This is a genomic window from Micromonospora sp. NPDC053740, from assembly GCF_040677775.1.
Classification (GTDB): Bacteria; Actinomycetota; Actinomycetes; order Mycobacteriales; family Micromonosporaceae; genus Micromonospora; species Micromonospora alfalfae.
The window spans coordinates 78,823-100,946 of sequence record NZ_JBFASO010000002.1; the positions used below are offsets into that span (position 1 = coordinate 78,823).

A 22,124-nucleotide genomic window follows, 5' to 3' on the forward strand; every position below is an offset into this window, starting at 1 on the left:
ACCACGTTCGAACGGTTCGGCGACAGCGCGGGGCGGCCCGACGATTCTCGTCATGGAGTACAGGCAACTGGGCCGGTCGGGCCTGCGCGTCAGCGCGGTCGCGTACGGCAACTGGGTCACCCACGGCAACCAGCTCGACGACGACGCGGCGGCCGCGTGCGTGACCGCCGCCCTGGATGCGGGCATCACCACGTTCGACACCGCCGACCGGTACGCCCAGGGGCGGGCCGAGGAGGCGTTGGGCAAGGCGCTGAGCGGCGTCCGGCGCAGCTCGATCGAGCTGTGCACGAAGGTGTGCCTGCCGGTCGGGCCGGGAGCCAACGACGCCGGGCTGTCCCGCAAGCACGTCATCGAGGGCTGCCACGCCTCGCTGAGCCGGCTGGGCACCGACTACCTCGACCTCTACCAGGCACACCGGTACGACGACAGCGTGCCGCTGGAGGAGACGATGCTCGCCTTCGCCGACCTGGTCCGCCAGGGCAAGGTGCTCTACGTCGGCGCCTCCGAGTGGACCGCCCCGCAGCTGCGCGCGGGCCTGCGACTCGCCGCCGAGCTGCACATCCCGTTCATCGCCAACCAGCCGCAGTACTCCATGCTGTGGCGGGTCGTGGAGGCCGAGGTGTCGCCCGCCTGCGCCGACCTCGGCCTGGGCCAGCTCGCCTGGTCGCCGCTCGCGATGGGCGTGCTGACCGGTCGGTACGAGCCGGGCCGACGTCCGCCCGCCGGCTCCCGGGCCACCGACGGTTTCGGTGGCTCGTTCATCGCCCGCTACTCCTCGGATCTGCTGCTCTCCCGGGTACGCCAGCTCCGACCGGTCGCCGAGGCCGCCGGCTGCACGATGGCCCAGTTGGCGGTGGCCTGGGTGCTGCGCCGGCCGACGGTGGCCGGCGCGATCGTCGGCGCGTCCCGGCCCGAGCAGCTCACCGAGACGGCCAAGGCCGCCACGGTACGGCTCGACGACGAGCTGATGGCCCGGATCGACGCCGTGCTCGACGAACTGGTGGAGCGTGATCCGGCGAAGACCGCCCGCCCGAACGACGTGATGTCCGCCTGGCGCCCACCACCTGCGGCCGGCTGACGCCCGCGCAGGGGGTGGCCGTGGCAGGCTCGGACCGTGGGGCAATTGTCCGAGAGGTCGGCCGGGGCGGCGTGGGAGCACCTGCGCCGCCTGCCGGTCTGGCTCCCCCCGGCACTGTTGACACTGGCGGTGACGGTGACCGGGCTGGGCTCCGCCCAGCTCTGGCGCGACGAGCTGGCGACGTGGAGCGCGGCCACCCGTTCGCCCGGCGACCTGCTCCGGCTGGCCGGCACCATCGACGCCGCCACCGGGCCGTACTACCTGCTGATGCACATCTGGACGAGGGTCTTCGGCGACTCCACGATCGCCCTGCGCGTGCCTGCGGTGCTGGCGATGACAGTGGCCGCCGGGCTGCTCGCCGTGCTCGGGGCACGGCTCGTCGACCGGCGCGGCGGCCTCTTCGCCGGGCTGCTGTTCGCGGTGCTCCCCGGCACGTCTCGCTACGGGCAGGAGGCTCGCCCGTACGCGCTGGCCACCATGCTCGCCGTGCTCGCCACACTGCTGCTGGTGACCGCGCTGCGTCGACCGAGCTGGGCCCGTTGGGCCGGTTACGCCGTCGCCGTCGTCGCCCTCGGGCTCATCCACCTGATCGCACTCACACTTCTCGCCGCCCACGCCCTGGTCGTCCTCATCGCCTGGTGGCGCGGCCCAGCCGCGGCCGGCGTCGCCACCCCGGCCCAGCCCGACACCGAACGGGACCGGCGGGTGTGGCGATGGCTGGTCGCCGTGGTGCCGGTCGCGCTGCTGGCCGGCCCGCTGCTGGTCAAGGCCCGGAGCCAGCAGTCCCGGCAGTTGGACTGGGTCCACCTGGCCCGACTGGACGACCTCACCGCGCTGCCCGGCGGCGTCACCCAGAGCAGTGTGGTCGGTGGCCTGCTGCTCGGGGTGGCGGCGCTCGGCGCGGCCCGGCTCGGGCGACGCGCCCTGCTGCCGGTCGGCGCGGTGCTGCTGCCCGTACTGCTGCTCTTCGCCGCGGGCACCGTCGTACCGCTGTGGGTGCCCCGGTACCTGGTCTTCGTGGTGCCCTTCGCGTGCCTGCTGGCCGGCGCGGCGCTGGCTGCCGTGGCCGCACCGGCCGCGCTCGTCGTGGTGGTGCTGGCCGGGCTGCTCGGCCTACCCGACCAGGCCGCGCTGCGCCGGACCCACGAGTGGCCACGCAGCGCGCCGGTGGACTACGCCGGGGCGGCGCGGGTGATCGCCGACGGCCAACGCCCGGGGGACGCGGTGGTCTACTCGCCCCGGCACAGCTGGCTCTTCCTCGACCTCGGTATCGAGTACCACCTCGGCGACCCACCACGTGACGTGCTGGTCACCGAGGACGAGGTGCGCCGCGGCGACCTGTGGGCCGCCGAGTGCCCCCAGCCGGCGCAGTGCCTGGCCGGTACGACGCGGGTCTGGCTCGTCGTCTCCGGCCGGCACCCCGAGCCGCTGGCCGCCGTGCCCGGCGCCAAGGGCGACGCGCTGCGCACGGACTTCACAGTCACCCAGGTCTGGCAGCGCCCCGGTCTCACCGTCGCCCTGCTGACCAGCCGCCCCGACCGCTGACCCACCTCGGTCGCGCGCCGCCCGCCCGGCACCACAGTTCGCTCCGCCTCCCCTGCCCGGCGCGACAGCCCGGACACCCCGCCAGCCGTCAGACCTCAGTAGGCGGACGGCGAGGTGGCCGCGCGCGGCGGTCAGGGCTGCGAGCGGCCGTCGTGGGTGTTGCGGGCCAGCGGGATGACCAGCATGGCCTCGGTGCCGCCGTTGGCGCCGGCGCGCAGTTCGATGGTGCCGCGCAGCTCCCCGGTGATCAGGGCCCGAACGATCTGGAGGCCGAGCCGGCTGCCGCGTTCGGCGTCGAAGTCCGGCGGCAGGCCGCGACCGTTGTCGGTCACCGAGACGTGCAGCATCTTGCGGAACCGGTGCGCGGAGACCACCACCTCGGGCCGCAGCGACGGGTCCACCTCGGGAGCGGCGACCGGCACCATGCCGGAGGCGGAGGCCACCGGGGTCTCCTCCGTCTCGTCGGCCGGCGGGAAGCCGTGCTCGACGGCGTTGAGCAGCAACTCGTTGAGGACCATCACCAACGAGGTGGCGATCTCCGCCGGCAGTACGCCGAAGCTGCCCCGCCGACGCATGCCGACGCTCACCTCGGTCGCCGCGACCTCGGTCGCCGCGCTGGCCACCCGGTCGACGATGCCGTCGAACTCCACCGCCTCGTCGCTGGACATCGAGAGCGTCTCGTGCACCAGGGCGATCGAGGCGACCCGACGGACCGATTCCTCAAGGGCGACCCGGGCCTCCGGCATCGCCACCCGGCGGGCCTGCAACCGCAGCAGCGCGGCCACCGTCTGGAGATTGTTCTTCACCCGGTGGTGGATCTCCCGGATGGTGGCGTCCTTGGTGATCAGCGCCCGGTCCCGGCGACGGACCTCGGTGATGTCGCGGACCAGCACCAACGCTCCGATCGGCACCCCGGCCGGCATCAGCGGCAGCGCCCGGGTGAGCATCGTGGCACCTCGTGCGTCGATCTCCCGGCGGGGTGGCGCCTCACCGCGCAGCGCGGCCAGGATGCCGTTCGAGGCCTCGGTGCCGTCCAGCGGGTCACCGGCCAACCGGCGGTGCAACGCGGCCAGGTCCTCCCCCACCAGGTGCGAGGCGTAGCCCAGTCGGCGGTACGCGGACTGGGCGTTCGGGCTGGCGTAGGTGACCTTGCCGCCGGCGTCGAGCCGGACCAGGCCGTCGCCGACCCGGGGCGCGGAGGTGGTCTCGCCCGGATGCCGCGGCGGCGGGAAGGTGCCGTCGGCGATCATCTGCGCCAGGTCGTCGGCGGTGGTGAGGTAGTTGAGCTCCAGTTGGCTGGGCGTACGCGCGGTGGAGAGGTTGGTGTCCCGCCCGACCACGGCGATCACCTCGCCGGCCTCCCCCTCGACGGTACGCAGCCGAACCGGGATCGCCTCGTGTCGGGCCGGCACGTCGCCGTACCAGACCGGGTCGCCCTCGCGCCAGATCCGACCCTGGGAGTACGCCACCCCCAGGTGGGCCACCTCCGGCCCGCCGACGATCCGACCCACCTGGTCGTCCTGATAGGCGGTCGGTGCGGTGGTCGGGCGCACCTGGGCGACACAGAGGAACGTGCCGTCGGCGTCGACCGGCACCCAGAGCAGCAGGTCAGCGAAGGACAGATCGGAGAGCAGTTGCCAGTCGCCGGCGATCCGGTGCAGGTGGTCGATGTCGGCCGGACGGAGATGGGTGTGCTCCTCGGCGAGGTCGCGCAGCGTGGACACGGTGACCAGGGTGCCACGCCGCGCCTCACATCGTCGCGGTGACCTTCTTCAACCCGCGCGGCGCGTCCGGGTCCTCGCCTCGGGTCAGCGCCAGGGCCAGGGCCAACCGTTGCATCGGCAGGATGTCCAGCAGCGGGGCGTACCGCTCGTCGACCTCGGGGACGGCCAGCCGGGTGGCGCCCGGCACGTCGGCGGAGCCGACCACCACGACGTCGGCGCGGCGTTCGCCGAGGCGGGGCAGCACCTCACCCATCGACCGGCCGCCGGGGCCGGAGCCGACAACGGCGAGCACCGGGACCTCCGGGTCGGTCATCGCGAGCGGGCCGTGCAGCAGGTCGGCGCCGGAGAAGGCGAGCGCCGGCAGGTACGAGGTTTCCATCAGCTTCAGCGCTGCCTCCCGGGCGGTGGGGTAGGCGTAGCCCCGGCCGGTGGTGACCAGCTGACGGGCGAACCGGTAACGCGGGGCGAGCTGGGCCGGGGTGCCGTCGGCCAGGGTGCGGGCGGCCAGTTCGGGAAGTGCGTCGAGCGCGTCCCGTTCGGCCTTCGGGAGCACGCCGTCGCCGGCCCGGATCCCCTCCACCAGCATCAGCAGGGCCAGCAGCTCGGCGGTGTACGTCTTGGTGGCGGCCACCGCCCGCTCGTGCCCGGCGGCGATGTCGACGCTCAGCTCGGCCACGTCGACAAGCGGCGAGTCGGGGGCGTTGGTCACCGCGAGGGTCAGCGCGCCGGAGGCTCGGGCTGCGCGCAGCACCTCGGCCAGGTCGGGCGATCCGCCGCTCTGGCTGACCCCGACGACGAGCGCGTCGGAGAGGTCGGGGCGGGCCCCGAACAGGGTGACGACGCTGGGCGAGGCCAGCCCGGCGGGAAGGCCGAGCCGGATCTCGGTCAGGTAGGCCCCGTAGAGCGCCGCGTGATCGGAGGTGCCCCGTGCGGTGAAGACCACGTGCCGTGGCCGACGCTCCGCGATGACCGCCGCCACCCGGGCGATCTCGGCGGCGTTGGCGGCGGAGAGCAGGCGCGCGTAGCCAGCCGGCTGCTCGTCGATGTCGGCGGCCATTCCAGCCCCTGCACGTGTCACGGAAACCCCTCCCCTGCGCGGTTGCCGCGCGATTCTTGCTCAGTCTTGCACTTTTGAGCGTATCTCAGCAATTGAACGAGCAGGACTGCGCAGATGATCACCAGTTGATCTCAATATCAACTAAGCTTTACCCGTTGCACCCGGTCTAACTGCCACGAGAGGACGACGTGCCCGAGGGAACGGACGATCCCGCGCTCTCCGCGACGGAGGAGCTGGCGCTGGCCCGGCTGGCACTCGACGAGGGCGACCTGCACCACGCCGCCGGCCACCTCGCCGGCGCGTTGGCGCAGGCCCCCACCCTGCCGGAGGTGCACGAGACGCTGGCCCGGCTCGCCGCGACGAGCGGCGGCGGCCTCGACCTCTTCCCGATCAACCACCACACCTTCGTCGGTGCTGTCGTCGCCCGCGCCCACCTCCTCGCCACCGCCGGACGCCCCGCCGAAGGGCTGGAGCTGCTGGCCGCCGCGACGTCGTACGCGCCCGGCACCGAGTGGGCCGGCGTGCCCTGGGTCACCGCGCCCGAGCTGGCCGAACGACTGGAACCGGAGCACATCGCCCGCGTCCTCATGCAGGTCTGCGCCGCACTGCCCGACCCGGTGCCGCGGATCGGACGGCCCCCGCTGACCCCGTACCTCACGCTCGCCCGCAACGCGGCCACCGTGCACCCCGAACACGGCCTGCTGCTGGGCGCGGCGTCCGCGCTGGCCCGGCGCCTCGGCGAGGTCGAGCTGGCGGTCCGCTGGGCCACCCGAGGGGTACGCGCACAGCCCTCGAAGATGGGCGAGGTGTGGCTCGGGTACGCGTACCGCAGCTCGGGCCGGACCCGCGACGGCCTCGCGGCCCTCGGTCGGGCCGTCGAGCTGGACCCCGACGACCTGGCGATCTACGCGGACATCGCCGGCACCCTGGCCGAGATCGGCCGGCTGGACGAGGCGTTGGAGTGGACCGAGCGGGCGCTGGCGCGCGATCCGTCGTTCGACTGCGCGGTGCACACCGCCCACCGCCTGCGGCACCTGCGCGACGGTGACCTCGCCCACCTTGTCGCGCTCGCCGACTTCGTGCGGGATCACCCGGACGACAGCCACGAGCACGGCGACCTGGCCCAGTGCTGCCGAGGTCGACCCTGGCTCGGCCAACTCACCCCGGCCGGTGGGCCCCTGGTCGACGCGATGCGCCAGGCGGTGGCCGATGACGACAATGGTCTCGGCGGTGCCGTACGCCTACCGGCCGCAGCCCCGCCGAGCGCGGTCGGGACGGCCATCTCCACCGCCCCCGGGCTACGGATCGAGGTCGTCGGCACGCCGGAGCCCGACCCGCGCGAGCCCCGGCGGGAGTCCGCTCAGCGGTTGTGGCACTACGCGGACACGGTCCCGACGCCCGCGCTGGCGGCGCCCTCGGCGACGGCTGTCGAACGGATCGGGCAGATCGCCCACCCGGCGTGGGCACACCCACCGGCGGCGTACGACGCGGCGGTCGGTCTGGCCGGCCTCGACCTGGGCGACCTGCTCGGCCTGCTGGTGCATCCACCGGCGGCGCCGGCCAACGCGGTGGGTCGGCTGCTGGCGGCCCACGACCCGTCGGTCTGGGTCCGTGGAGTGCAGGTGTGGGCCTGTCTGGGTCTGCTGCACCACCGCACCGACGAGCCGTGGGAGGGCAGCACCCGGCGCCGGGTGCTGCTCGACCTGATCTGGGGCGTCGAGGACTGGGTCACCGAGGCGGCGCTGTTCGCCCTGGTCACCGCCGCCTGGGTGGACCCCTCGGTGCGGTCGGATGTGGCCCGGGTGGTGGCGGAGCGGTTGGCCGACGCGGCTGCCGTGGCGCGGAGCCGACCGGTCCCGATCGCCGCCTCGCTGGCTCACCTGGCACTCGCCGCCCCGCAGTTGGATCCGGCGACGGCGGCACTGGCCACCGAACTGCTGGCCGCCCACTCACCCAGGCTTCCCCGCCCCCGCAACCCCCTGCGCCGCCTCTGGCAACGCCTGAGCCGCCGCTAACTCCCCCCGCGAATCCGCGAACCCCGCCACCCCCGCGATCTTGCACTTACTGTCGCCGTTTTGTCGGAAACAGGGTTTATGCACGCGCCCAAAGTGCAAGATCGCGGGGGTTGGGGGTTGGGGTTGGGTCAGGCGACGGGGGCCTTGCCGAGGGCGACCTCGGCGTCCTCCTCCGGGGTGGCCTGCGGCGGCGCCTCGTTCGCGGTGCGCAGCGGGATCTCCTTGATGAACCAGGCGAGCACCGGGATCACGATGGTGAACAGCACCGCCCAGAGGAAGACGTGCGAGATGGCGTCGGAGAGACCGCCGAGCACCGCCTCGCGCGCCTGAGCGGGCAGTTCCTTGAGCTTCTCCAGGTCCATCCCGGCGCCGGCCTCGCCGCCACCGAAGGCCCGACCACCCTCGGAGCTGGCCAGCCGGTTGGCGAAGATCGCTCCGAACAGCGAGATGCCGAACGAACCGCCGATCGACCGGAAGAAGGTGGCCGCGCCGCTGGCCGCGCCGAGGTCCTTCTGCTCCACGCTGTTCTGCGCGATCAGCATCGACGTCTGCATGAGGAAGCCCATGCCGACGCCGAGCACGATCATGTAGATCGAGGACATCAGCTTGCTGGTGTCCGTGTCGAGCATGGACAGCAGCGCCATGCCCGCTGTCATCACCACGCCACCGATGATCGGGTACGCCCGGTATCTGCCGTTGCGGGTGATCGCCCGGCCGATGACCAGCGAGACGACAAGCATGCCGAACATCAGGGGCAGCAGCAGCAGCCCACTGTTGGTGGCCGACGCCCCCTGCACTGTCTGCTGGTAGAGCGGCAGGAAGTTCATCGCGCCGAACATCGCGAAGCCGAGCAGGAAGCCGATCACCGAGATCAGCGCGAAGTTGCGGTTGGCGAAGAGCGCCAGCGGCAGGATCGGCTCCTGGACCCGGCGTTCCACCAGGCCGAACGCCACCAACGCGACGACGGCCAGCACGGCCAGGCCGAGGATCTGCGGCGAGGTCCAGTCGTACTCGTTGCCACCCCAGGTGGTGATGAGCACGATCGCGGTGATGCCGACCGAGAGCAGCCCGGCGCCGAGCCAGTCGATCCGGTGCTCGGTGCGGTACTTCGGCAGGTGCATGGTGGTGATCAGGACGAGCAACGCGATTCCGCCCAGCGGCAGGTTCACGTAGAACGCCCAGCGCCAGGAGAGGTGGTCGGTGATGAATCCGCCGGCCAGCGGACCGGCGACCATGGCAATGGCCATGATGCCGGCGATCATGCCCTGGTAACGACCGCGCTCGCGGGGCGGGACCAGGTCACCGATGATCGCCATCACGCCGACCATGAGGCCGCCGGCGCCGAGGCCCTGCACGGCCCGGAAGGCGATGAGCTGGACCATGCCGTCCTCTGGGCCGCCGAGCATCCCGGAGCCGGCCATGCCACAGAGGGCGGAACCGACCAGGAAGACGACGACCGAGGTCAGGAAGACCGACTTGCGGCCGTAGAGGTCACCGAGCTTGCCCCAGATCGGGGTGGAGACGGTGGTGCCCAGGACGTACGCGGTAACCACCCAGGTGAAGTGGTTGAGCCCGCCGAACTCGCCAACGATCCGCGGTAACGCGGTGCTGACGATCATATTGTCGAGCATCGCGAGCATCATCGCGATCATCAGCCCGAACAGCACGACCCGGATGTTGTTGGGTCTCGTGCCGGCCTGGGTTGCCTGAGTCATGGGTAAGCTCCCCCCGAAGATTGCCGTACTTACTTGCCGCCCGGCTAGTCACCTTACTAGCCGCACGGTAAGTTGGGTACAAGCAACGGTCAAGCCATTTGGAGGGTGTGCGTGAGCGAGAGCACAGGCGGCGGAACGCGGGAACGGATCAAGGCCGTCGCGCTCGAACTCTTCACCGAGCAGGGGTACGAGAAGACCTCGCTCCGGGAAATCGCCGAGCGCCTCAACGTCACAAAGGCCGCGCTCTACTACCACTTCAAGAGCAAGGACGACATCGTCGCCAGCTTCGTCGAGGACCGGCTGGAGCGGATGGACGCGCTGACCGCCTGGGCCGCCACCCAACCCGCCACCCTGGCCACCCGACGCGAGCTGATCTCCCGGTACGCCGACACGATGTTCGACGGCACCCAGCCGTCGGTGATGCGTTTCTTCGAGCAGAACCAGACAGCGCTCAAGAGCCTCTCCTCCGGGCAGAAGATGCGCGGTCGGATGATGGAGCTGGCCGAGGCGCTCTGCCGGGGAGACGACTCCCCCGCCGCCCAGCTACGCGCCGCGCTGTCGCTGTTCGCGGTGCACACCAGCTGGTTCGCGGTCCGCGCGCCGCACATCAGCGACGACGAACGCCGCAAGCTCGCCCTGGAGGTGGCCGACGAACTGCTGGCCGCCATCGGCACGCAGCCCGACGCCTGACCGGGCATGATCGCGCCGGCCCAGGCTCGTCGGTCGCCGGCCTCAGCCGCGCGTCAGCTCCAACCGCAGGCCGAGCAGATCAACACCCGGCGCCGGTGACCAGTCCTTCTCCGGCGAACGGACGAAACCACGCCGCGAGTAGAGCCGGTGCGCCGCATCGGCCATCCCAGCCCGGACGCAGATCATCACCGCCGTGCAACCCGACCCGGTCGCCCGGTCTACACACGCCTCGACCAGCGCGGCACCAACACCCCGCCCCTGAGCGCCCGGGTCGACAGCGAGCATCCGGAACTCCGCCTCGCCCGGCCCGGCCAGCTCGGCGAACGGGGTGCCCGGCAGCACGAACGTGACCGAGCCGAGCACCGCCCCGGTCACCTCGTCGACAGCGACCAGCACCTCACCGCTGGCGGCTCGGGTCGACACGTCGGCCAGCACCTCGCCGTACCCGTGTTCGCCCTTGAGCTGGCCGTCCGCCTCGTACGCGGCCACCGTCAGCCGGGCCACCGCCGGGAAGTCGACCGACTCGGCCGGACGGACCCGCAACCCGGTCAAGCGATCACGGCGATCAGGTCACCGTCCTGCACGACGTCGCCCTCGTTGACGACGAGCTGCTGGAGCACACCATCGGACTCGGCGACGACCGGGATCTCCATCTTCATCGACTCGAGGATCACCAGGGTGTCGCCCTCGGTCACCGTGTCACCCGCCGTGGCGACGACCTTCCAGACGTTGGCCACCATCTCGGCGCGGATCTCCTCGGCCATGTCCAGGCCCTCCCTCTTCGCGACGTGCCTGCCGATGTATCCAATCATGCGTCGACCGGCGATGGGCGGGCAGCGGCGCAGCCGGGATGACAGGCCCGCCCTGGGGAAGGCGGCGGGTGTCGACAGCACTACCATCAGCGGGTCGGACCCGACGCCGGACCGCCGGTGGCCGCATCCGCGCCGAGGTCGTGCGCAGGACGGATCCGACCCATCACGAGGAGGTCAGCATGGCGAAGAAGTCCCGGAAGAAGAAGGCTCGTAAGAAGAACGCCGCGAACCACGGCAAGCGTCCCAACTCCTGAACGGGTCGACGGGCCGACTGCCCGTCGCCGCTCAGCCGGCCGAGGCCGGGTACACCGGTGGCCCGGGTCGACATCGACCCGGGCCACCGGTCTTGCCAGCTGGTGCCGACGCTCGGTCGGCCAGCTCAGACGCTCAGTCGGCCAGCTCACGGGAGTCGCTGGTCTCGAAGACCACCAACTCGGTGAGCTTGACCCGCAGCCGCTCACGCAGCTCATCCGGCGCGGTCTCGTTGCCACAGCAACGCGCCACCAGCGCCCGCACCTCCTGCTCCAGCCCGTACTCGCGCAGGCAGGGCCCGCACTCGTCCAGGTGGTGCCGGATCAGCGAGCGACGCTCGTCGGCGCACTCCAGATCCAGGTAGAGATACACCTCCGCGAGCACTTCGCGGCAGTCCGTCTCGTGCGGCTCCCCACAGCTCACGTCACACCTCCCGGCCGGCAGCGGCGGTCGAGCCCTTCGCCGAGCGGGCCGCACTGAAGCCCCGCTCGCCCGCGTAACGCTCGAGCAGCTTGCGCAGATTACGACGGCCCCGGTGCAGACGCGACATCACGGTGCCGATCGGCGTGCCCATGATGTCCGCGACCTCCTTGTAGGAGAAGCCCTCGACATCGGTGAGGTAGACGGCCAGGCGGAACTCCTCCGGCAACTGCTGGAGGGCCTCCTTGACGTCACTGTCCGGCAGCCGGTCCAGTGCCTCCGTCTCGGCCGAGCGCAACCCGCTGGAGGTGTGCGACTCGGCCTCGGCGAGCTGCCAGTCGGTGATCTCCTCGGTGGGCGCCTGAATCGGCTGGCGCTGCCGCTTACGGTAGGAGTTGATGTAGGTGTTGGTCAGGATCCGGTAGAGCCAGGCCTTGAGGTTCGTGCCCTGCTCAAACTGGTGGAAGGCCGCGTAGGCCTTCAGGTACGTCTCCTGGACCAGATCCTCGGCATCCGCCGGGTTGCGTGTCATCCGCAGCCCAGCAGCGTAGAGCTGATCGACGAATGGCATCGCGTCCCGCTCGAATCGGGCCCTGCGCTCGTCCGTCTTCTCGGTGGTCAACCGCACATCCCCTCGCGTCGGATGCTTTCCCGCCGAGGATACGCGCACGGACCTGCCCGCAGATTCACTTCCGGCCGGTGTGCCCGTGCTCACCGCACCCACCCCGCCCGGTCCCGCCGTCGCGGGCCACTCCGGGCCATCCAGCAGCCGCTTCAGCTGCCGGGCGTCCCGCTCGTCCCGTTCCAGGCTTCGTGTCTCGGTTGGCACCGGTCACCCCCCTCGCAGAAAAGTCGTCCGGGGGTAGTAACGCGAGATGACCACTGGGGCATTCCGGCCGACCCTCCCCGTTCCTGGTCCCGGCCCCGACGGCGGCCGGCGCTGGGACCAGGAAGGGCCTGGGAGGACTGGTGTCACCGGCCCTGCTCGGGCCGGCGGCACCAACGGATGCAACGACCCGTGCCCGCGCCGGAAACGGTCGCCCCGGCGAGCCGGCCGCGACGGATCAGCTGGCCGCCCAGCCCTGGGCGGACAGCCAGTCGCGCACGGCGGCGGCGGTGCCGGCCGGATCGCGGCGCAGGTCGTGCGTCTCACCGGGACGGCTCACCACCTGCACGGCCGGTCCCGGCTCCGGCGTCCCGAACGGATCCCGATCGCCGTTGACCACCAACGTCGGCAGGCCGGTGCCCAGTTCGGCGGCGCGCGAGCGTTCCGGCCGGCCGGGCGGGTGCAGTGGGAAGGCCAACGCGACCACGCCCATCGCGCCCACCGCACGGGCCGTCCGGCAGGCCACCCGTGCGCCGCTGGAACGCCCACCGACCACCACCGTCGGCACGTCGGCGTGCCGGTCGCGCAGCTCGGCGAGCACCGCTGTCCAGGCCTCGTCGAGGTGACCTGCCGGTGCCGGCGCACGCCGACCGGCGACCCGGTAGGGCTGCGTCACCCGGACCACCGCCAGCCCGGCCGCCACCGACGCGTCCCGGACCGCGAGCAGGTCGGGCGCGTCGACGCTGCCACCCGCGCCGTGCCCGAGAACGAGCAGGGCGGTGGCCGGGCGGACCGGCAGGTCGGTGTCGATCCACGCCGGACCGCGCGGGGTGTCGATCTCGTTGCTGGCTGGCACCGGCCTATTCTGCGCCGCCGGACGGGCGTCGGGTGCGAACCGGGCCGCCGATCAGCTCAGCGGGACCAGGACCAGCAGGCGATCGCGCACCGGCGGGCCGGCGTCGTCGATGGCGTCCGGATCGGGTTCGACCTCGCCGCGCCAGGCGACCAGCATCGCCCGGCGTTCCCGCGGCGTGGTGCCGCCCCACACGCCGTGGCAGTCACCGACGTCGAGGGCCCAGGCCAGGCAGGACCCCTGCACGTCACAACTGCGACACAGCGCGACGGCGGCGTCCGCCGGCTCGTTCGGTGCCGGAAAGAATGTCTCCGGATCGACGCTCTGGCAGGTTCCTCTGGTGCGCCATGCGTCGTCCTGTCGCCGTTCTCGCACCGCCCGCAGCAGTCGCGGATCTCGCCGCGCCGCTGCCACCTCGTGCGGACGCGGCATACGTGCCCGTGTCATCCACCCACCTCCCCCGTGGGACCGGCAAAATCTGTGGACGTCGTCCGCCCCGTGCGGACCGACAGCCACTACCGGCGCTGTGTTCTATCGCACTTCGCAACACCGGGACAAGGGTCTGCCGGGAACATGACTGAACAGCCAGGAGACGAATCGCGCTGAACCCTGGCAAATCGGTGGCCGACGATGCACCGCGGCGTCAGAACAGGGTCAGCTCCTGCTGTGACACCGGCGGCGTCACCGCCACCCGCGCGGTCAGCTGTGGCCCGTCGTTACGAACGTCTCCCACCGCCGCACCCACCGGGCGGATCTCCAACCCCGCCAACTGCTCCGCGGACGCCGGAGTGAGCAGCCGCTCCGGCTCGTCGGTCGGCGCGAGCCACGACGACCACCGCTCGGGTGGCAGCAGCACCGGCATCCGGTCGTGCACCTCGGCCAGGTCGCCGAGCGCCGCGGTGGTCAGCACGCTGAAGGTGAGCCGGGTCTCGGCGTCGGACTCCCAGACCGACCAGATGCCGGCCAGCGCGAGCACCGAGCCGTCCCGGGGAGTCATGAAGTACGCCTGTCGCCCGCCGTCGGGCAGCCGCACCCACTCGTACCAGCCGTCGGCCGGGACCAGACAACGCCGACGGGAGAAGGAACCGGCGTACGCCCGGCTGGTGGCCACCGTCTCCGCCCGCGCGTTGATCATCCGGGCTGCGCCGGAGGCGGACCGGGACCAGTGCGGCAGCAGACCCCAGCGACCGACACAGAGGCTGCGGTGCCCCTCCGGGCTGACCCGGACCAGCGGCACCCTGTCGGTCGGCGCGACGTTGTGGTCCGCCCGGACCAGGCCGTCGGAGTCGTCTGACGACTCGAACAGCGCGCTCAACTCGCCGGAGCTCCGGGTCGTCGCGTACCTCCCGCACATGGGGCACACGCTAACGCGTCGGAGGGCCGTCGGCTGTCCCGCCAACCGGGAGTTCGAACGCCGGGCAACGCCGCCCGCCCGCCGACACGGCAGAATGTAACGGTGGGCAACCTGACCGCGACCCGGCCGCCGCAGCCGTGGACCGCACCGACCGCATCCGACCCGGTGGCGGCGACGCTGCGCCTGCCCGGTTCCAAATCGATGACCGCCCGGGCCCTGGTGCTCAGCGCGCTGGCCGCCGGCCCGTCGACGCTGGCCCGGCCACTGCGCGCCCGCGACACCGAGTTGATGGCCGCCGGCCTGCGGGCGATGGGCGCGCACGTCTCGATCAGCGACGACGAGCGCTGGCTGGTCCGACCGCACCCGCTGGCCGGCCCCGCCCACGTCGACGTCGGGCTGGCCGGCACCGTGATGCGGTTCGTGCCGCCGGTGGCTGGCCTGGCCGACGGGCAGGTCACCTTCGACGGTGACCCGTACGTGCGCACCCGCCCACTCGGCCCGCTGGTCGGCGCGCTGCGCTCGCTGGGCGTCCGGATCGACGTCACCGGCACCGGCAGCCTGCCGCTGACAGTGTTCGGCACCGGTGGGGTCACCGGCGGCGAGGTGGTGCTCGACGCGTCCGTGTCCAGCCAGTTCGTCTCCGCGTTGTTGCTGGCCGCCCCGCGCTTCGACAGGGGCGTCGTGGTGCGGCACGTCGGCCCCCCGGTCCCCTCCGCGCCGCACCTGCGGATGACAGTGCGGATGCTGCGGGCCGCTGGCGCGGCCGTCGACGACAGCACCCCCGACGTGTGGACCGTCGAGCCCGGCCCGCTCACCGGGCGCGGCTGGGAGATCGAGCCGGACCTGTCCGGCGCGGTGCCGTTCTTCGCCGCCGCCCTGGTCACCGGCGGTGAGGTGACCTTGCAGGGCTGGCCGCACAGCAGCGCCCAACCGGTCGAGCAACTCCGCTCGTTGCTACAGCGGATGGGCGGCGAGGTCACCCTCTCCACCGCCGGGCTGACGGTGCGGGGCACCGGCGTGGTGCACGGTCTGACCGCCGACCTCTCCGACGTCAGCGAGCTGACCCCGGCGCTGACCGCGCTGGCCATGCTGGCCGACTCGCCGTCGGTGTTCACCGGCGTCGGGCACATCCGTGGCCACGAGACCGACCGGCTCGCCGCGCTCACGCGCGAGTTCACCGCCCTCGGGGCGGACATCACCGAAGCGCCGGACGGGCTGGAGATCCGACCCCGCCCACTGCGCGGCGGGACCTTCCGCACCTACCACGACCACCGGATGGCGCACGCCGCCGCGGTGGCAGGGCTCGCCGTCCCGGGCATCGAGGTGGACGACGTGGGGTGTACCTCCAAGACCATGCCCGAGTTCCCGGCACTATGGTCAGCGATGGTGACGGGCAAGTGAGCGTCCGGAAACCCCGTAGCGAGCGAGGCGGAGTCCAGGCGGCGATTCGGCAAGGCGGAGTTTGGTCCGGATACCGGTGTTGTATGCGGACCAAACTCCAACGCCGCCGGTCGTCGGCTGGGCCCGCCGCAGCCGCTGCGGGGTTTCCGGACGCTCACTGGAGCTGACGAGAAGAGGACAGGTCCTGGCGACCAAACGGCGGGAGTACGACGAGGACGACGTGCGGGTCCGGCCCGGAAAGTCGTCGCGCCCGCGTACGCGCACCCGCCCGCAGCACGCCGACGCTGTCGACGGGTTCGTCATCGCCGTCGACAGGGGGCGCTACACCTGTGTGCTCTCCGGGGCCGAACGCGGCGTGGTCGGCGCCGAGCTGCCCACTGTCACCGCGATGCGGGCCCGCGAGTTGGGTCGCAAGTCGGTGGTGGTCGGTGACCGGGTCAGCCTGGTCGGTGACACGTCCGGCGCGGAGGGCGCTCTTGCCCGCATCGTCCGGATCGCGGAACGCCGCTCGGTGCTGCGCCGCACAGCCGACGACGACGAGACCACCGCCGAGGGTCGGCTGGAACGGGTCGTGGTGGCCAACGCGGACCAGTTGGTGATCGTGAGCGCGTTGGCCGATCCACCGCCGCGCACCGGGTTCATCGACCGCTGCCTGGTGGCCGCGTACGACGCGGACGTCGAGCCGCTGCTCTGCCTCACGAAGGCCGATCTGGCCGGGCCGGAGGAGGTGCTCGGCTACTACACCGAGCTGGAGCTGCCCTACGTGCTCAACCGCCCCGACTCCGACCTCGACGCGCTCCGTGCGCTGCTGAGCGGCAAGGTGTCGGTGCTGGTCGGGCACTCCGGGGTGGGCAAGTCGACGCTCGTCAACCGCCTCGTTCCGGACGCGCTGCGCGCTGTCGGCGTGGTCAGCGCGATCGGCCGGGGCCGGCACACCTCGACCAGCGCGGTGGCGCTGCGGCTGCCACCGGTGCCGGGGATCGACACCGACCCGGGCTGGATCATCGACACCCCCGGGATCCGCAGCTTCGGGTTGGCGCACGTCTCGGCCGACAGCCTGCTGCACGGCTTTCCGGACCTGGTCGAGGGCACCGTCGACTGCCCACCGAACTGCCCCCACACGGCCGACGAGGCCGAGTGTGGGCTGGACGCCTGGGTGGCCGCCGGTAAGGCCGACCCGCGCCGGCTGGCCTCGTACCGTCGGTTGCTCGCCTCCCGGGCCGGCGAGGGTGACTCGCGCGGCGACAGCGACCAGCGCGGCCCGGGCGAGGGTGACCGGCGCGGCCCGGACGAGTGACCCGACGGGCGTGGGCTAGGTTGCCGGCATGACCGGGTACGCCGACGACCTCTCCCTCGCCCACCTGCTCGCCGACCGGGCCGACGCCATCGCCACGGCCCGGTTCCGCGCACTCGACCTGCGCGTCGAGGCGAAGCCCGACCTGACCCCGGTCTCCGACGCGGACACCGCTGTGGAGCGGGAGATCCGCGCCCTGCTGGCCGAGCACCGACCGGCGGACGGGCTGCTCGGTGAGGAGTACGGCGCACAGTCGCCGGTCCACCCGAACGGCCGCCGGTGGATCATCGATCCGATCGACGGCACCAAGAACTTCGTCCGTGGCGTGCCGATCTGGGCCACCCTGATCGCGCTCTACGACGGCGACCGGCCTGCGGTCGGCGTGGTGTCCGCACCAGCGCTCGGACGACGCTGGTGGGCCAGCGCGGGCGCAGGCGCGTACGCCGGGCCGGGCCCCGCGGCCGGCGAGCGGATCGGCGTGTCAGCGGTGCGTGGGGTCGCGGATGCCAGCTTCTGCTACTCGTCCCTGAACGGGTGGGAGGAAGCCGGGCGGCTCGACGCGGTGCTCGACCTGATGCGGGACAGCTGGCGCAACCGGGCGTACGGCGACTTCTACGGCTACATGCTGTTGGCCGAGGGGGCACTGGACGTGATGGTCGAGCCGGAGTTGTCAGTGTGGGACGTGGCGGCGCTGGTGCCGATCATCACGGAGGCGGGTGGGACGGTCACGGATCTGGCCGGACAACCGGCCCCCGCGGGCGCTCCGGGCACCGACAGCAGCGTGGTGGCCACCAACGGTGTGCTGCACGCCGACATCCTCGCCCGCCTCAATCGACCAGCCGAGCGCTGACCCCCGGCAACCTCTATCCTCGCCAGGTGGTCTCCTCCGGTTGGTGCTTCCTCGCGGCGATGATCGTCGCGTACGGCTTCGCCAACCTGCTCCAGTCGGTGGCGGCGGCCCGCACCACTGTCCACCACACCTTCGATCCGGGCCTGCTGCTGCGCCTCGCCGGGCACCGGACGTATCTGGTCGGTCTCGGCTGTCAGATCGGCGGTTTCGTGCTCGCCTTCCTGGCCCGACGGGACCTGCCGCTGTTCCTCGTGCAGGCCAGCGTGGCCGCCGGGCTCGGGGTGACCGCCATCCTCGGGGTGCTGGTGCTGAAGTGGCGGCTGCCGGCGGCTGAGGTGGTGCTGCTGGCGCTGCTCTTCGCGGGGATCACCGCGCTGGTGCTGTCCGCCCGGCCGGCGCCGTCGAAGCAGCTCGGCACCGCCGGCTCGATCGCCCTGCTGATCGCGCTGGGCGTCATAGCGGTGCTCGGTTTCTTCGCCGTCCGGCTGCACGGGGCGCCGGGTTCGGTGGCCCTCGGCTCACTGGCCGGGCTGGCGTTCAGCTCGGCCGCGGTCGCCGCCCGGCCACTGGCGTCCGCGCCGTCCGCTGAGGCGTTCCTCGGCGACCCGCTGTTCTACCTGTTGATCGCCCACTCGATAGTGGGTCAGCTGCTGCTCGGTCTGGCCATGCAGCGTGGCTCGACGACCGCCGCGGTGGCCGCGATGGACGCCGCCGGCGCGGTGCCGGCCGCGATCGTCGGCCTGCTGCTGCTCAACGACAAGATCTGGCCGGGGCGGGAGTGGCTGGCCGCTGTCGGCTTCCTGGTGACCCTGGCCGCGGTGATCGGCCTGACCCGGTACGCCGAACCGCAGCAACACCGTTCGGTGGCACGCCGTCGGGACCCCGCCATGGTCGGTGCCGGTCGGCCGGGCTGACCACCCGGCACCGCACCACCGCCAGAGGTGTCGCAGTACCGCCGACTCAGGCCTCGACCGGCTTGCGGCGGCTCACCACCCGTTCGTAGAGGCGCTCCAACGCACCGGCGGTCCGCTCCCAGGTGTAACTGCTGCGCACCCGGTCCACGGCGGCGTGCCCGTACGCGAAGCGGCCGGCGTTGTCGGCGAGCAGCCGGCGCATCGACACTCCGAGTGCCCGTACGTCACCGGGGGGCACCAGGCGGCCGGTGACCTCGTCGACGACGGCGTCCGCCAGGCCGCCCATCGCGTAGCCGATCACCGGCACCCCGCAGGCCATCGCCTCCAGCGAGACCCGCCCGGCCGAGGAGTAGTGCGGAGTGCAGGCGACCACGTCCGCCGAGCGGTACCAGGTGGCCATCTGGTCGTGCGGCACCGCTCCGACGAGCCGTACCTGGTCGACGACGCCGAGCTGTTCGGCCAGCTCGCGCAGCCGTCGCGCCTCGGTGTGGTTGGCCAACTGATCGGCCGGTGGCCCACCGGCGATCACCAGCTCGGCGTCACCGACCAGCCGCATCGCCCGGATCAGGTCCTCCTGGCCGTGCCCGGCGGCCAGCGAACCCACCGAGAGGATGCGGGGCCGCTGTTCGCGGGGTGCCGCCTCGCCGTCGGGGTGGAACAGGTCGATGTCGACGCCGGCCGGCACCAACGCGACCGAGCTGCGTTGCAGACCCATCCGGGTCAGCTCGTCGACCTCGTCGTTGGACTGGGCCACGGCGATGTCGACCGCCCGGGTCAATGCGCGCTCCAGCGTGATCCGCTGGCCCGGCCCGTCGTAGTGGCCACCCAGGTGACGCAGTTGCTCGATGCCGAGCGAGTGGAACGTCTGCACCACCGGAATGTCGGTCTCCCGAACGGCGTGCGCGGCGGCCAGGCCACCGACCCAGTAGTGCCCGTGCACCACCTCGGGCCGCCAGGCACCCGACCACTCGTCGGCCAGCCAGCGGCCGACCTCCGTCACGTACGGGATCAGCTCGACGGTGGGTAGTGGGTTGGGCGGGCCGGCGGGCACCTGGTGCACCTGGTAGCCGTCGACGTTCATCGTCGCCGGCAACGTCGGGTCGTCCCGGCGCACGTAGAGCCGGACGTCATGGCCTCGCTCGGCCAGCTCGGCGGCGACCCGCGCGGTGTGCTGGCGGGTGCCGACCGGCGGCCCATCGGCGTGGCGGTAGGAACTGGCGTGCGCGCAGACGAGGCCGACGCGCATGGGTCACCTCCCTGCGATCTTTCCTCGGCGGTGGTCCTCCCGGTCAGAGCGTCCCATTAACCCCGCGACGCTGAGCCGAAACCTGGCAGATCAGGAAGACTCCGCGCGAGTGCCACCGACACTTGCGCCACGGCAAGCACACGCGGCGCACACACTGCGGTTCGACGATGATCGACAAGCCGTCGTCGGTGTGACCAGGGCCGGCCGGGGGTACCGCTCAGGAATGCCGCTGACCCGCAGTCTCGACGATTCGACCGTGGTGATCACCGGCGCGTCCAGCGGGATCGGCACGGCGACCGCGTACGCACTGGCCCGCCGGGGAGCCGCCGTCGTGCTGGCCGCCCGCAGCGAGCCCGCCCTGCTGCAGGTCGCGCAGCGCTGCCGGGAGTTGGGCGGCCGGGCGCTTGTCGTACCGACCGACGTCACCGAGTTGGAGTCGGTGCGGCGGCTGGCCGATCAGGCGGCGGCCGAGTTCGGCCGGATCGACGCCTGGGTGAACAACGCCGCGGTGAGCGCCGTGGGGCTGTTCGACGAGATCCCGGTCGCCGAGTTCCGCCGGGTGCTGGAGGTCAACCTGCTCGGGGCGGTGCACGGCATCAAGGCGGCCCTGCCCTACCTTGGTGCCGCCGGTGGCGGGGTGCTTGTCAACAACGCCTCGGTGCTGGCCGAGGTGGCAATGCCGTACCAGTCGGCGTACAACGCGACCAAGCACGGCATCCGCGGGCTGGCCGACACCGTCCGACAGGAGCTGCGGGTCACCGGTCGCGGTCACATCTCCGTCTGCACCGTGCTGCCGGCCACCATCGACACCCCGTTCTTCCGGCACACCGGCAACCACAGCGGCCGGGAACTCGTGCCGCCCCCTCCGATCTACCCGCCGGAGGTGGTCGCCGAGACCATCGTCCGGCTGCTGCGCAGGCCCCGCCGCGAGGCGTACGCCGGCGGCGCGGCCCGGCTGATCGGCCTGCAGTGGCGGTTGGCGCCGGCACTGGTGGAGCGCACCCTCGGTTGGTACGCCCACCGCACCCAGTTCGGTCCGGGCGCCCGGGTGGACAGCAGCGGCAACGTGTTCCACAGCGATGCTCAGGCGCGCCAGGACGGTGGTTGGCACGGTCGGCGGCGACAGTTGGTGCGGATGACCGCAGCGTTCGGTCTGGCCGCCGCCGGCACCGCCGTCGGCACCCTGGCGGCCATCAACCGCCGCTCCCGGTCGGACCGCTGATGGCCGATGTCGAGCGCCCGAATGCGCTGACCGTCACCGGCGCGCACAATGGGGCGATCATGTCGAGCTGTCTCGTGGAAATCGACGAGTCGTCAGCGGTGGTTCGGCTGACCGGTGTGCTCGATGCCGCTGGTGCCGAGGCGGTACGCGGCGCGCTGCTCGCCCGCCTGCTGGCCCGGCCCGGCCCGGTGGTGGCCGACGTGACCGGCCTGCGGGTCGTCGACCCGGTCGGGCGCGGCGTCTTCGCCGACGTACGCCGGGAGGTCGCCGACTGGCCCGCAGCGGACCTGCTGCTGTGTGACCCGGCGGTCGACGGCCCCGCCCATCCGGACGCCGCGCTCGCCGGGGTGCCGGCCTGGCCGACGCTCGACGGGGCGCTGGCCGCTGTGGCGGCGACACCACTGGCGGCGGTGCTCACCGCCGAACTGGCTCCGGCGGTGGGAGCCGCCCGGCAGGCGCGCGAGCTGGTCACCACCGGTTGCGAGCGCTGGGGCATGTCGACGCTCACCGACCCGGCGTGCATCGCGATCACCGAGATGGTCAACAACGTGGTGGCCCACGCCCGGACCCCGATGACGGTCCGGCTGGCGCCGCAGGACACCACCCTGCACCTGGCGGTTCACGACCACTCCCCGCGTCATCCGACCTTCGCCGGGATCTCCCCGCCGAACCGTGCCGGCGGCCGGGGCCTGCTGCTGATCGACACGGTGACCCGTCGCTGGGGCAGCAGCGCCGTACCGGACGGCAAGGTCGTCTGGTGTGTGCTGCACCCCGACGACGAGGCCGCCTGACGGAGCTTTCGCCATCGGCGACCGGTTCGGCGGCGTACCGCCGGAGGCCGCCCGGTTACGGCGGC

The 22,124-nt window shown here is 72.4% G+C and carries 22 protein-coding genes; 10 read left to right on the forward strand and 12 right to left on the reverse strand.

All coding sequences use genetic code 11. From position 1 onward, the window contains the following. The first annotated feature begins 52 nt into the window (after window positions 1-52). Complete coding sequence (locus tag AB0K35_RS04905) at window positions 53-1,078, forward strand: aldo/keto reductase family protein (RefSeq protein WP_238668187.1); 1,026 nt, start codon at window positions 53-55, stop codon at window positions 1,076-1,078. Between the two features lie 36 nt (window positions 1,079-1,114). Further along, complete coding sequence (locus AB0K35_RS04910) at window positions 1,115-2,623, forward strand: glycosyltransferase family 39 protein (protein WP_363883849.1); 1,509 nt, start codon at window positions 1,115-1,117, stop codon at window positions 2,621-2,623. A 131-nt stretch (window positions 2,624-2,754) separates the two neighbouring features. Here AB0K35_RS04910 and AB0K35_RS04915 read toward each other — a convergent pair whose 3' ends face one another. Together AB0K35_RS04915 and AB0K35_RS04920 are read right to left on the reverse strand one after the other, a co-directional pair. Beyond that, window positions 2,755-4,347 carry a PAS domain-containing sensor histidine kinase gene (locus tag AB0K35_RS04915; RefSeq protein ID WP_238668189.1) on the reverse strand — a complete coding sequence of 531 codons (1,593 nt, stop codon included), beginning with the start codon at window positions 4,345-4,347 and terminating at the stop codon, window positions 2,755-2,757. Between the two features lie 25 nt (window positions 4,348-4,372). Next, entirely contained in the window at window positions 4,373-5,404 is a 1,032-nt protein-coding gene (locus AB0K35_RS04920) for an SIS domain-containing protein (RefSeq protein WP_238668348.1), read from the reverse strand. A 188-nt stretch (window positions 5,405-5,592) separates the two neighbouring features. Between AB0K35_RS04920 and AB0K35_RS04925 the strand changes: the two genes are divergently transcribed. Further along, window positions 5,593-7,419: a tetratricopeptide repeat protein gene (locus AB0K35_RS04925; protein WP_363883851.1), complete on the forward strand. Its 1,827-nt coding sequence runs from the start codon at window positions 5,593-5,595 to the stop codon at window positions 7,417-7,419. Between the two features lie 128 nt (window positions 7,420-7,547). Here the strand turns inward: AB0K35_RS04925 and AB0K35_RS04930 are convergent, their stop codons facing one another. Next, window positions 7,548-9,134: an MDR family MFS transporter gene (locus AB0K35_RS04930; RefSeq protein ID WP_238668191.1), complete on the reverse strand. Its 1,587-nt coding sequence runs from the start codon at window positions 9,132-9,134 to the stop codon at window positions 7,548-7,550. A gap of 105 nt (window positions 9,135-9,239) precedes the next feature. On the opposite strand from AB0K35_RS04930, the gene AB0K35_RS04935 reads away from it, so the two are divergent. Next, on the forward strand, window positions 9,240-9,824 hold the full coding sequence (locus tag AB0K35_RS04935) for a TetR/AcrR family transcriptional regulator (protein ID WP_238668192.1): 585 nt from the start codon (window positions 9,240-9,242) through the stop codon (window positions 9,822-9,824). A gap of 42 nt (window positions 9,825-9,866) precedes the next feature. Here the strand turns inward: AB0K35_RS04935 and AB0K35_RS04940 are convergent, their stop codons facing one another. From AB0K35_RS04940 to AB0K35_RS04975, 8 genes are all read right to left on the reverse strand, one after another. Next, a complete protein-coding gene (locus tag AB0K35_RS04940) occupies window positions 9,867-10,376 on the reverse strand; it encodes a GNAT family N-acetyltransferase (RefSeq protein ID WP_357288021.1) in 510 nt (169 codons plus the stop codon). Then, the gene (locus tag AB0K35_RS04945) at window positions 10,373-10,594 is read right to left on the reverse strand and encodes a biotin/lipoyl-binding carrier protein (RefSeq protein ID WP_181518367.1); all 222 of its coding nucleotides are present in this window, start codon (window positions 10,592-10,594) and stop codon (window positions 10,373-10,375) included. The genes AB0K35_RS04940 and AB0K35_RS04945 overlap by 4 nt, the downstream gene beginning before the upstream one ends. A gap of 205 nt (window positions 10,595-10,799) precedes the next feature. Beyond that, complete coding sequence (locus AB0K35_RS04950) at window positions 10,800-10,964, reverse strand: hypothetical protein (protein WP_238668194.1); 165 nt, start codon at window positions 10,962-10,964, stop codon at window positions 10,800-10,802. Between the two features lie 59 nt (window positions 10,965-11,023). After that, window positions 11,024-11,311, reverse strand: coding sequence for a mycothiol system anti-sigma-R factor (gene rsrA, locus AB0K35_RS04955; protein ID WP_030336658.1), 288 nt, complete (start codon window positions 11,309-11,311; stop codon window positions 11,024-11,026). Window position 11,312: 1 nt separating this feature from the next. After that, window positions 11,313-12,137 (reverse strand): sigma-70 family RNA polymerase sigma factor, encoded by an 825-nt coding sequence (locus tag AB0K35_RS04960; RefSeq protein WP_112583674.1) that lies wholly within the window; start codon window positions 12,135-12,137, stop codon window positions 11,313-11,315. A gap of 235 nt (window positions 12,138-12,372) precedes the next feature. After that, window positions 12,373-12,990 (reverse strand): alpha/beta family hydrolase, encoded by a 618-nt coding sequence (locus AB0K35_RS04965; RefSeq protein WP_363883854.1) that lies wholly within the window; start codon window positions 12,988-12,990, stop codon window positions 12,373-12,375. A 51-nt stretch (window positions 12,991-13,041) separates the two neighbouring features. Next, window positions 13,042-13,434, reverse strand: a complete 393-nt coding sequence (locus AB0K35_RS04970) for a WhiB family transcriptional regulator (protein WP_238668196.1) — start codon at window positions 13,432-13,434, stop codon at window positions 13,042-13,044. Between the two features lie 196 nt (window positions 13,435-13,630). Next, window positions 13,631-14,341, reverse strand: a complete 711-nt coding sequence (locus AB0K35_RS04975; RefSeq protein WP_357365479.1) for an SOS response-associated peptidase — start codon at window positions 14,339-14,341, stop codon at window positions 13,631-13,633. A 102-nt stretch (window positions 14,342-14,443) separates the two neighbouring features. On the opposite strand from AB0K35_RS04975, the gene aroA reads away from it, so the two are divergent. The 4 genes from aroA to AB0K35_RS04995 all read left to right on the forward strand — a co-directional run bounded on the left by aroA (window position 14,444) and on the right by AB0K35_RS04995 (window position 18,800). Continuing rightward, window positions 14,444-15,742: a 3-phosphoshikimate 1-carboxyvinyltransferase gene (gene aroA / locus AB0K35_RS04980; RefSeq protein WP_363883857.1), complete on the forward strand. Its 1,299-nt coding sequence runs from the start codon at window positions 14,444-14,446 to the stop codon at window positions 15,740-15,742. A gap of 220 nt (window positions 15,743-15,962) precedes the next feature. Then, entirely contained in the window at window positions 15,963-17,039 is a 1,077-nt protein-coding gene (rsgA, locus tag AB0K35_RS04985) for a ribosome small subunit-dependent GTPase A (RefSeq protein ID WP_091406102.1), read from the forward strand. 28 nt (window positions 17,040-17,067) lie between these two features. Then, the gene (hisN, locus tag AB0K35_RS04990; protein ID WP_357288044.1) at window positions 17,068-17,886 is read left to right on the forward strand and encodes a histidinol-phosphatase; all 819 of its coding nucleotides are present in this window, start codon (window positions 17,068-17,070) and stop codon (window positions 17,884-17,886) included. A 59-nt stretch (window positions 17,887-17,945) separates the two neighbouring features. Further along, window positions 17,946-18,800, forward strand: a complete 855-nt coding sequence (locus AB0K35_RS04995) for a hypothetical protein (protein WP_238668349.1) — start codon at window positions 17,946-17,948, stop codon at window positions 18,798-18,800. A gap of 46 nt (window positions 18,801-18,846) precedes the next feature. On the opposite strand, the gene AB0K35_RS05000 is transcribed toward AB0K35_RS04995, so the two are convergent. Continuing rightward, window positions 18,847-20,046, reverse strand: coding sequence for a glycosyltransferase (locus AB0K35_RS05000; RefSeq protein ID WP_238668200.1), 1,200 nt, complete (start codon window positions 20,044-20,046; stop codon window positions 18,847-18,849). Window positions 20,047-20,269: 223 nt separating this feature from the next. On the opposite strand from AB0K35_RS05000, the gene AB0K35_RS05005 reads away from it, so the two are divergent. After that, on the forward strand, window positions 20,270-21,268 hold the full coding sequence (locus AB0K35_RS05005) for an SDR family oxidoreductase (protein ID WP_238668201.1): 999 nt from the start codon (window positions 20,270-20,272) through the stop codon (window positions 21,266-21,268). Continuing rightward, the gene (locus AB0K35_RS05010) at window positions 21,268-22,059 is read left to right on the forward strand and encodes an ATP-binding protein (RefSeq protein WP_363883860.1); all 792 of its coding nucleotides are present in this window, start codon (window positions 21,268-21,270) and stop codon (window positions 22,057-22,059) included. The genes AB0K35_RS05005 and AB0K35_RS05010 overlap by 1 nt, the downstream gene beginning before the upstream one ends. The last annotated feature ends 65 nt before the right edge of the window (window positions 22,060-22,124 follow it).

Bases quoted from the DNA above. Each gene is read 5' to 3' on its own strand.
- AB0K35_RS04930 (WP_238668191.1), bottom strand. From the start codon at position 9,134: ATGACTCAGGCAACCCAGGCCGGCACGAGACCCAACAACATCCGGGTC.
- AB0K35_RS05000 (WP_238668200.1), bottom strand. From the start codon at position 20,046: ATGCGCGTCGGCCTCGTCTGCGCGCACGCCAGTTCCTACCGCCACGCC.
- AB0K35_RS05010 (WP_363883860.1), top strand. From the start codon at position 21,268: ATGGCCGATGTCGAGCGCCCGAATGCGCTGACCGTCACCGGCGCGCAC.
- AB0K35_RS04950 (WP_238668194.1), bottom strand. From the start codon at position 10,964: ATGTCGACCCGGGCCACCGGTGTACCCGGCCTCGGCCGGCTGAGCGGC.
- AB0K35_RS04975 (WP_357365479.1), bottom strand. From the start codon at position 14,341: ATGTGCGGGAGGTACGCGACGACCCGGAGCTCCGGCGAGTTGAGCGCG.
- hisN (WP_357288044.1), top strand. From the start codon at position 17,068: ATGACCGGGTACGCCGACGACCTCTCCCTCGCCCACCTGCTCGCCGAC.
- AB0K35_RS04905 (WP_238668187.1), top strand. From the start codon at position 53: ATGGAGTACAGGCAACTGGGCCGGTCGGGCCTGCGCGTCAGCGCGGTC.
- AB0K35_RS05005 (WP_238668201.1), top strand. From the start codon at position 20,270: ATGCCGCTGACCCGCAGTCTCGACGATTCGACCGTGGTGATCACCGGC.
- AB0K35_RS04920 (WP_238668348.1), bottom strand. From the start codon at position 5,404: ATGGCCGCCGACATCGACGAGCAGCCGGCTGGCTACGCGCGCCTGCTC.
- AB0K35_RS04995 (WP_238668349.1), top strand. From the start codon at position 17,946: ATGATCGTCGCGTACGGCTTCGCCAACCTGCTCCAGTCGGTGGCGGCG.
- AB0K35_RS04970 (WP_238668196.1), bottom strand. From the start codon at position 13,434: ATGACACGGGCACGTATGCCGCGTCCGCACGAGGTGGCAGCGGCGCGG.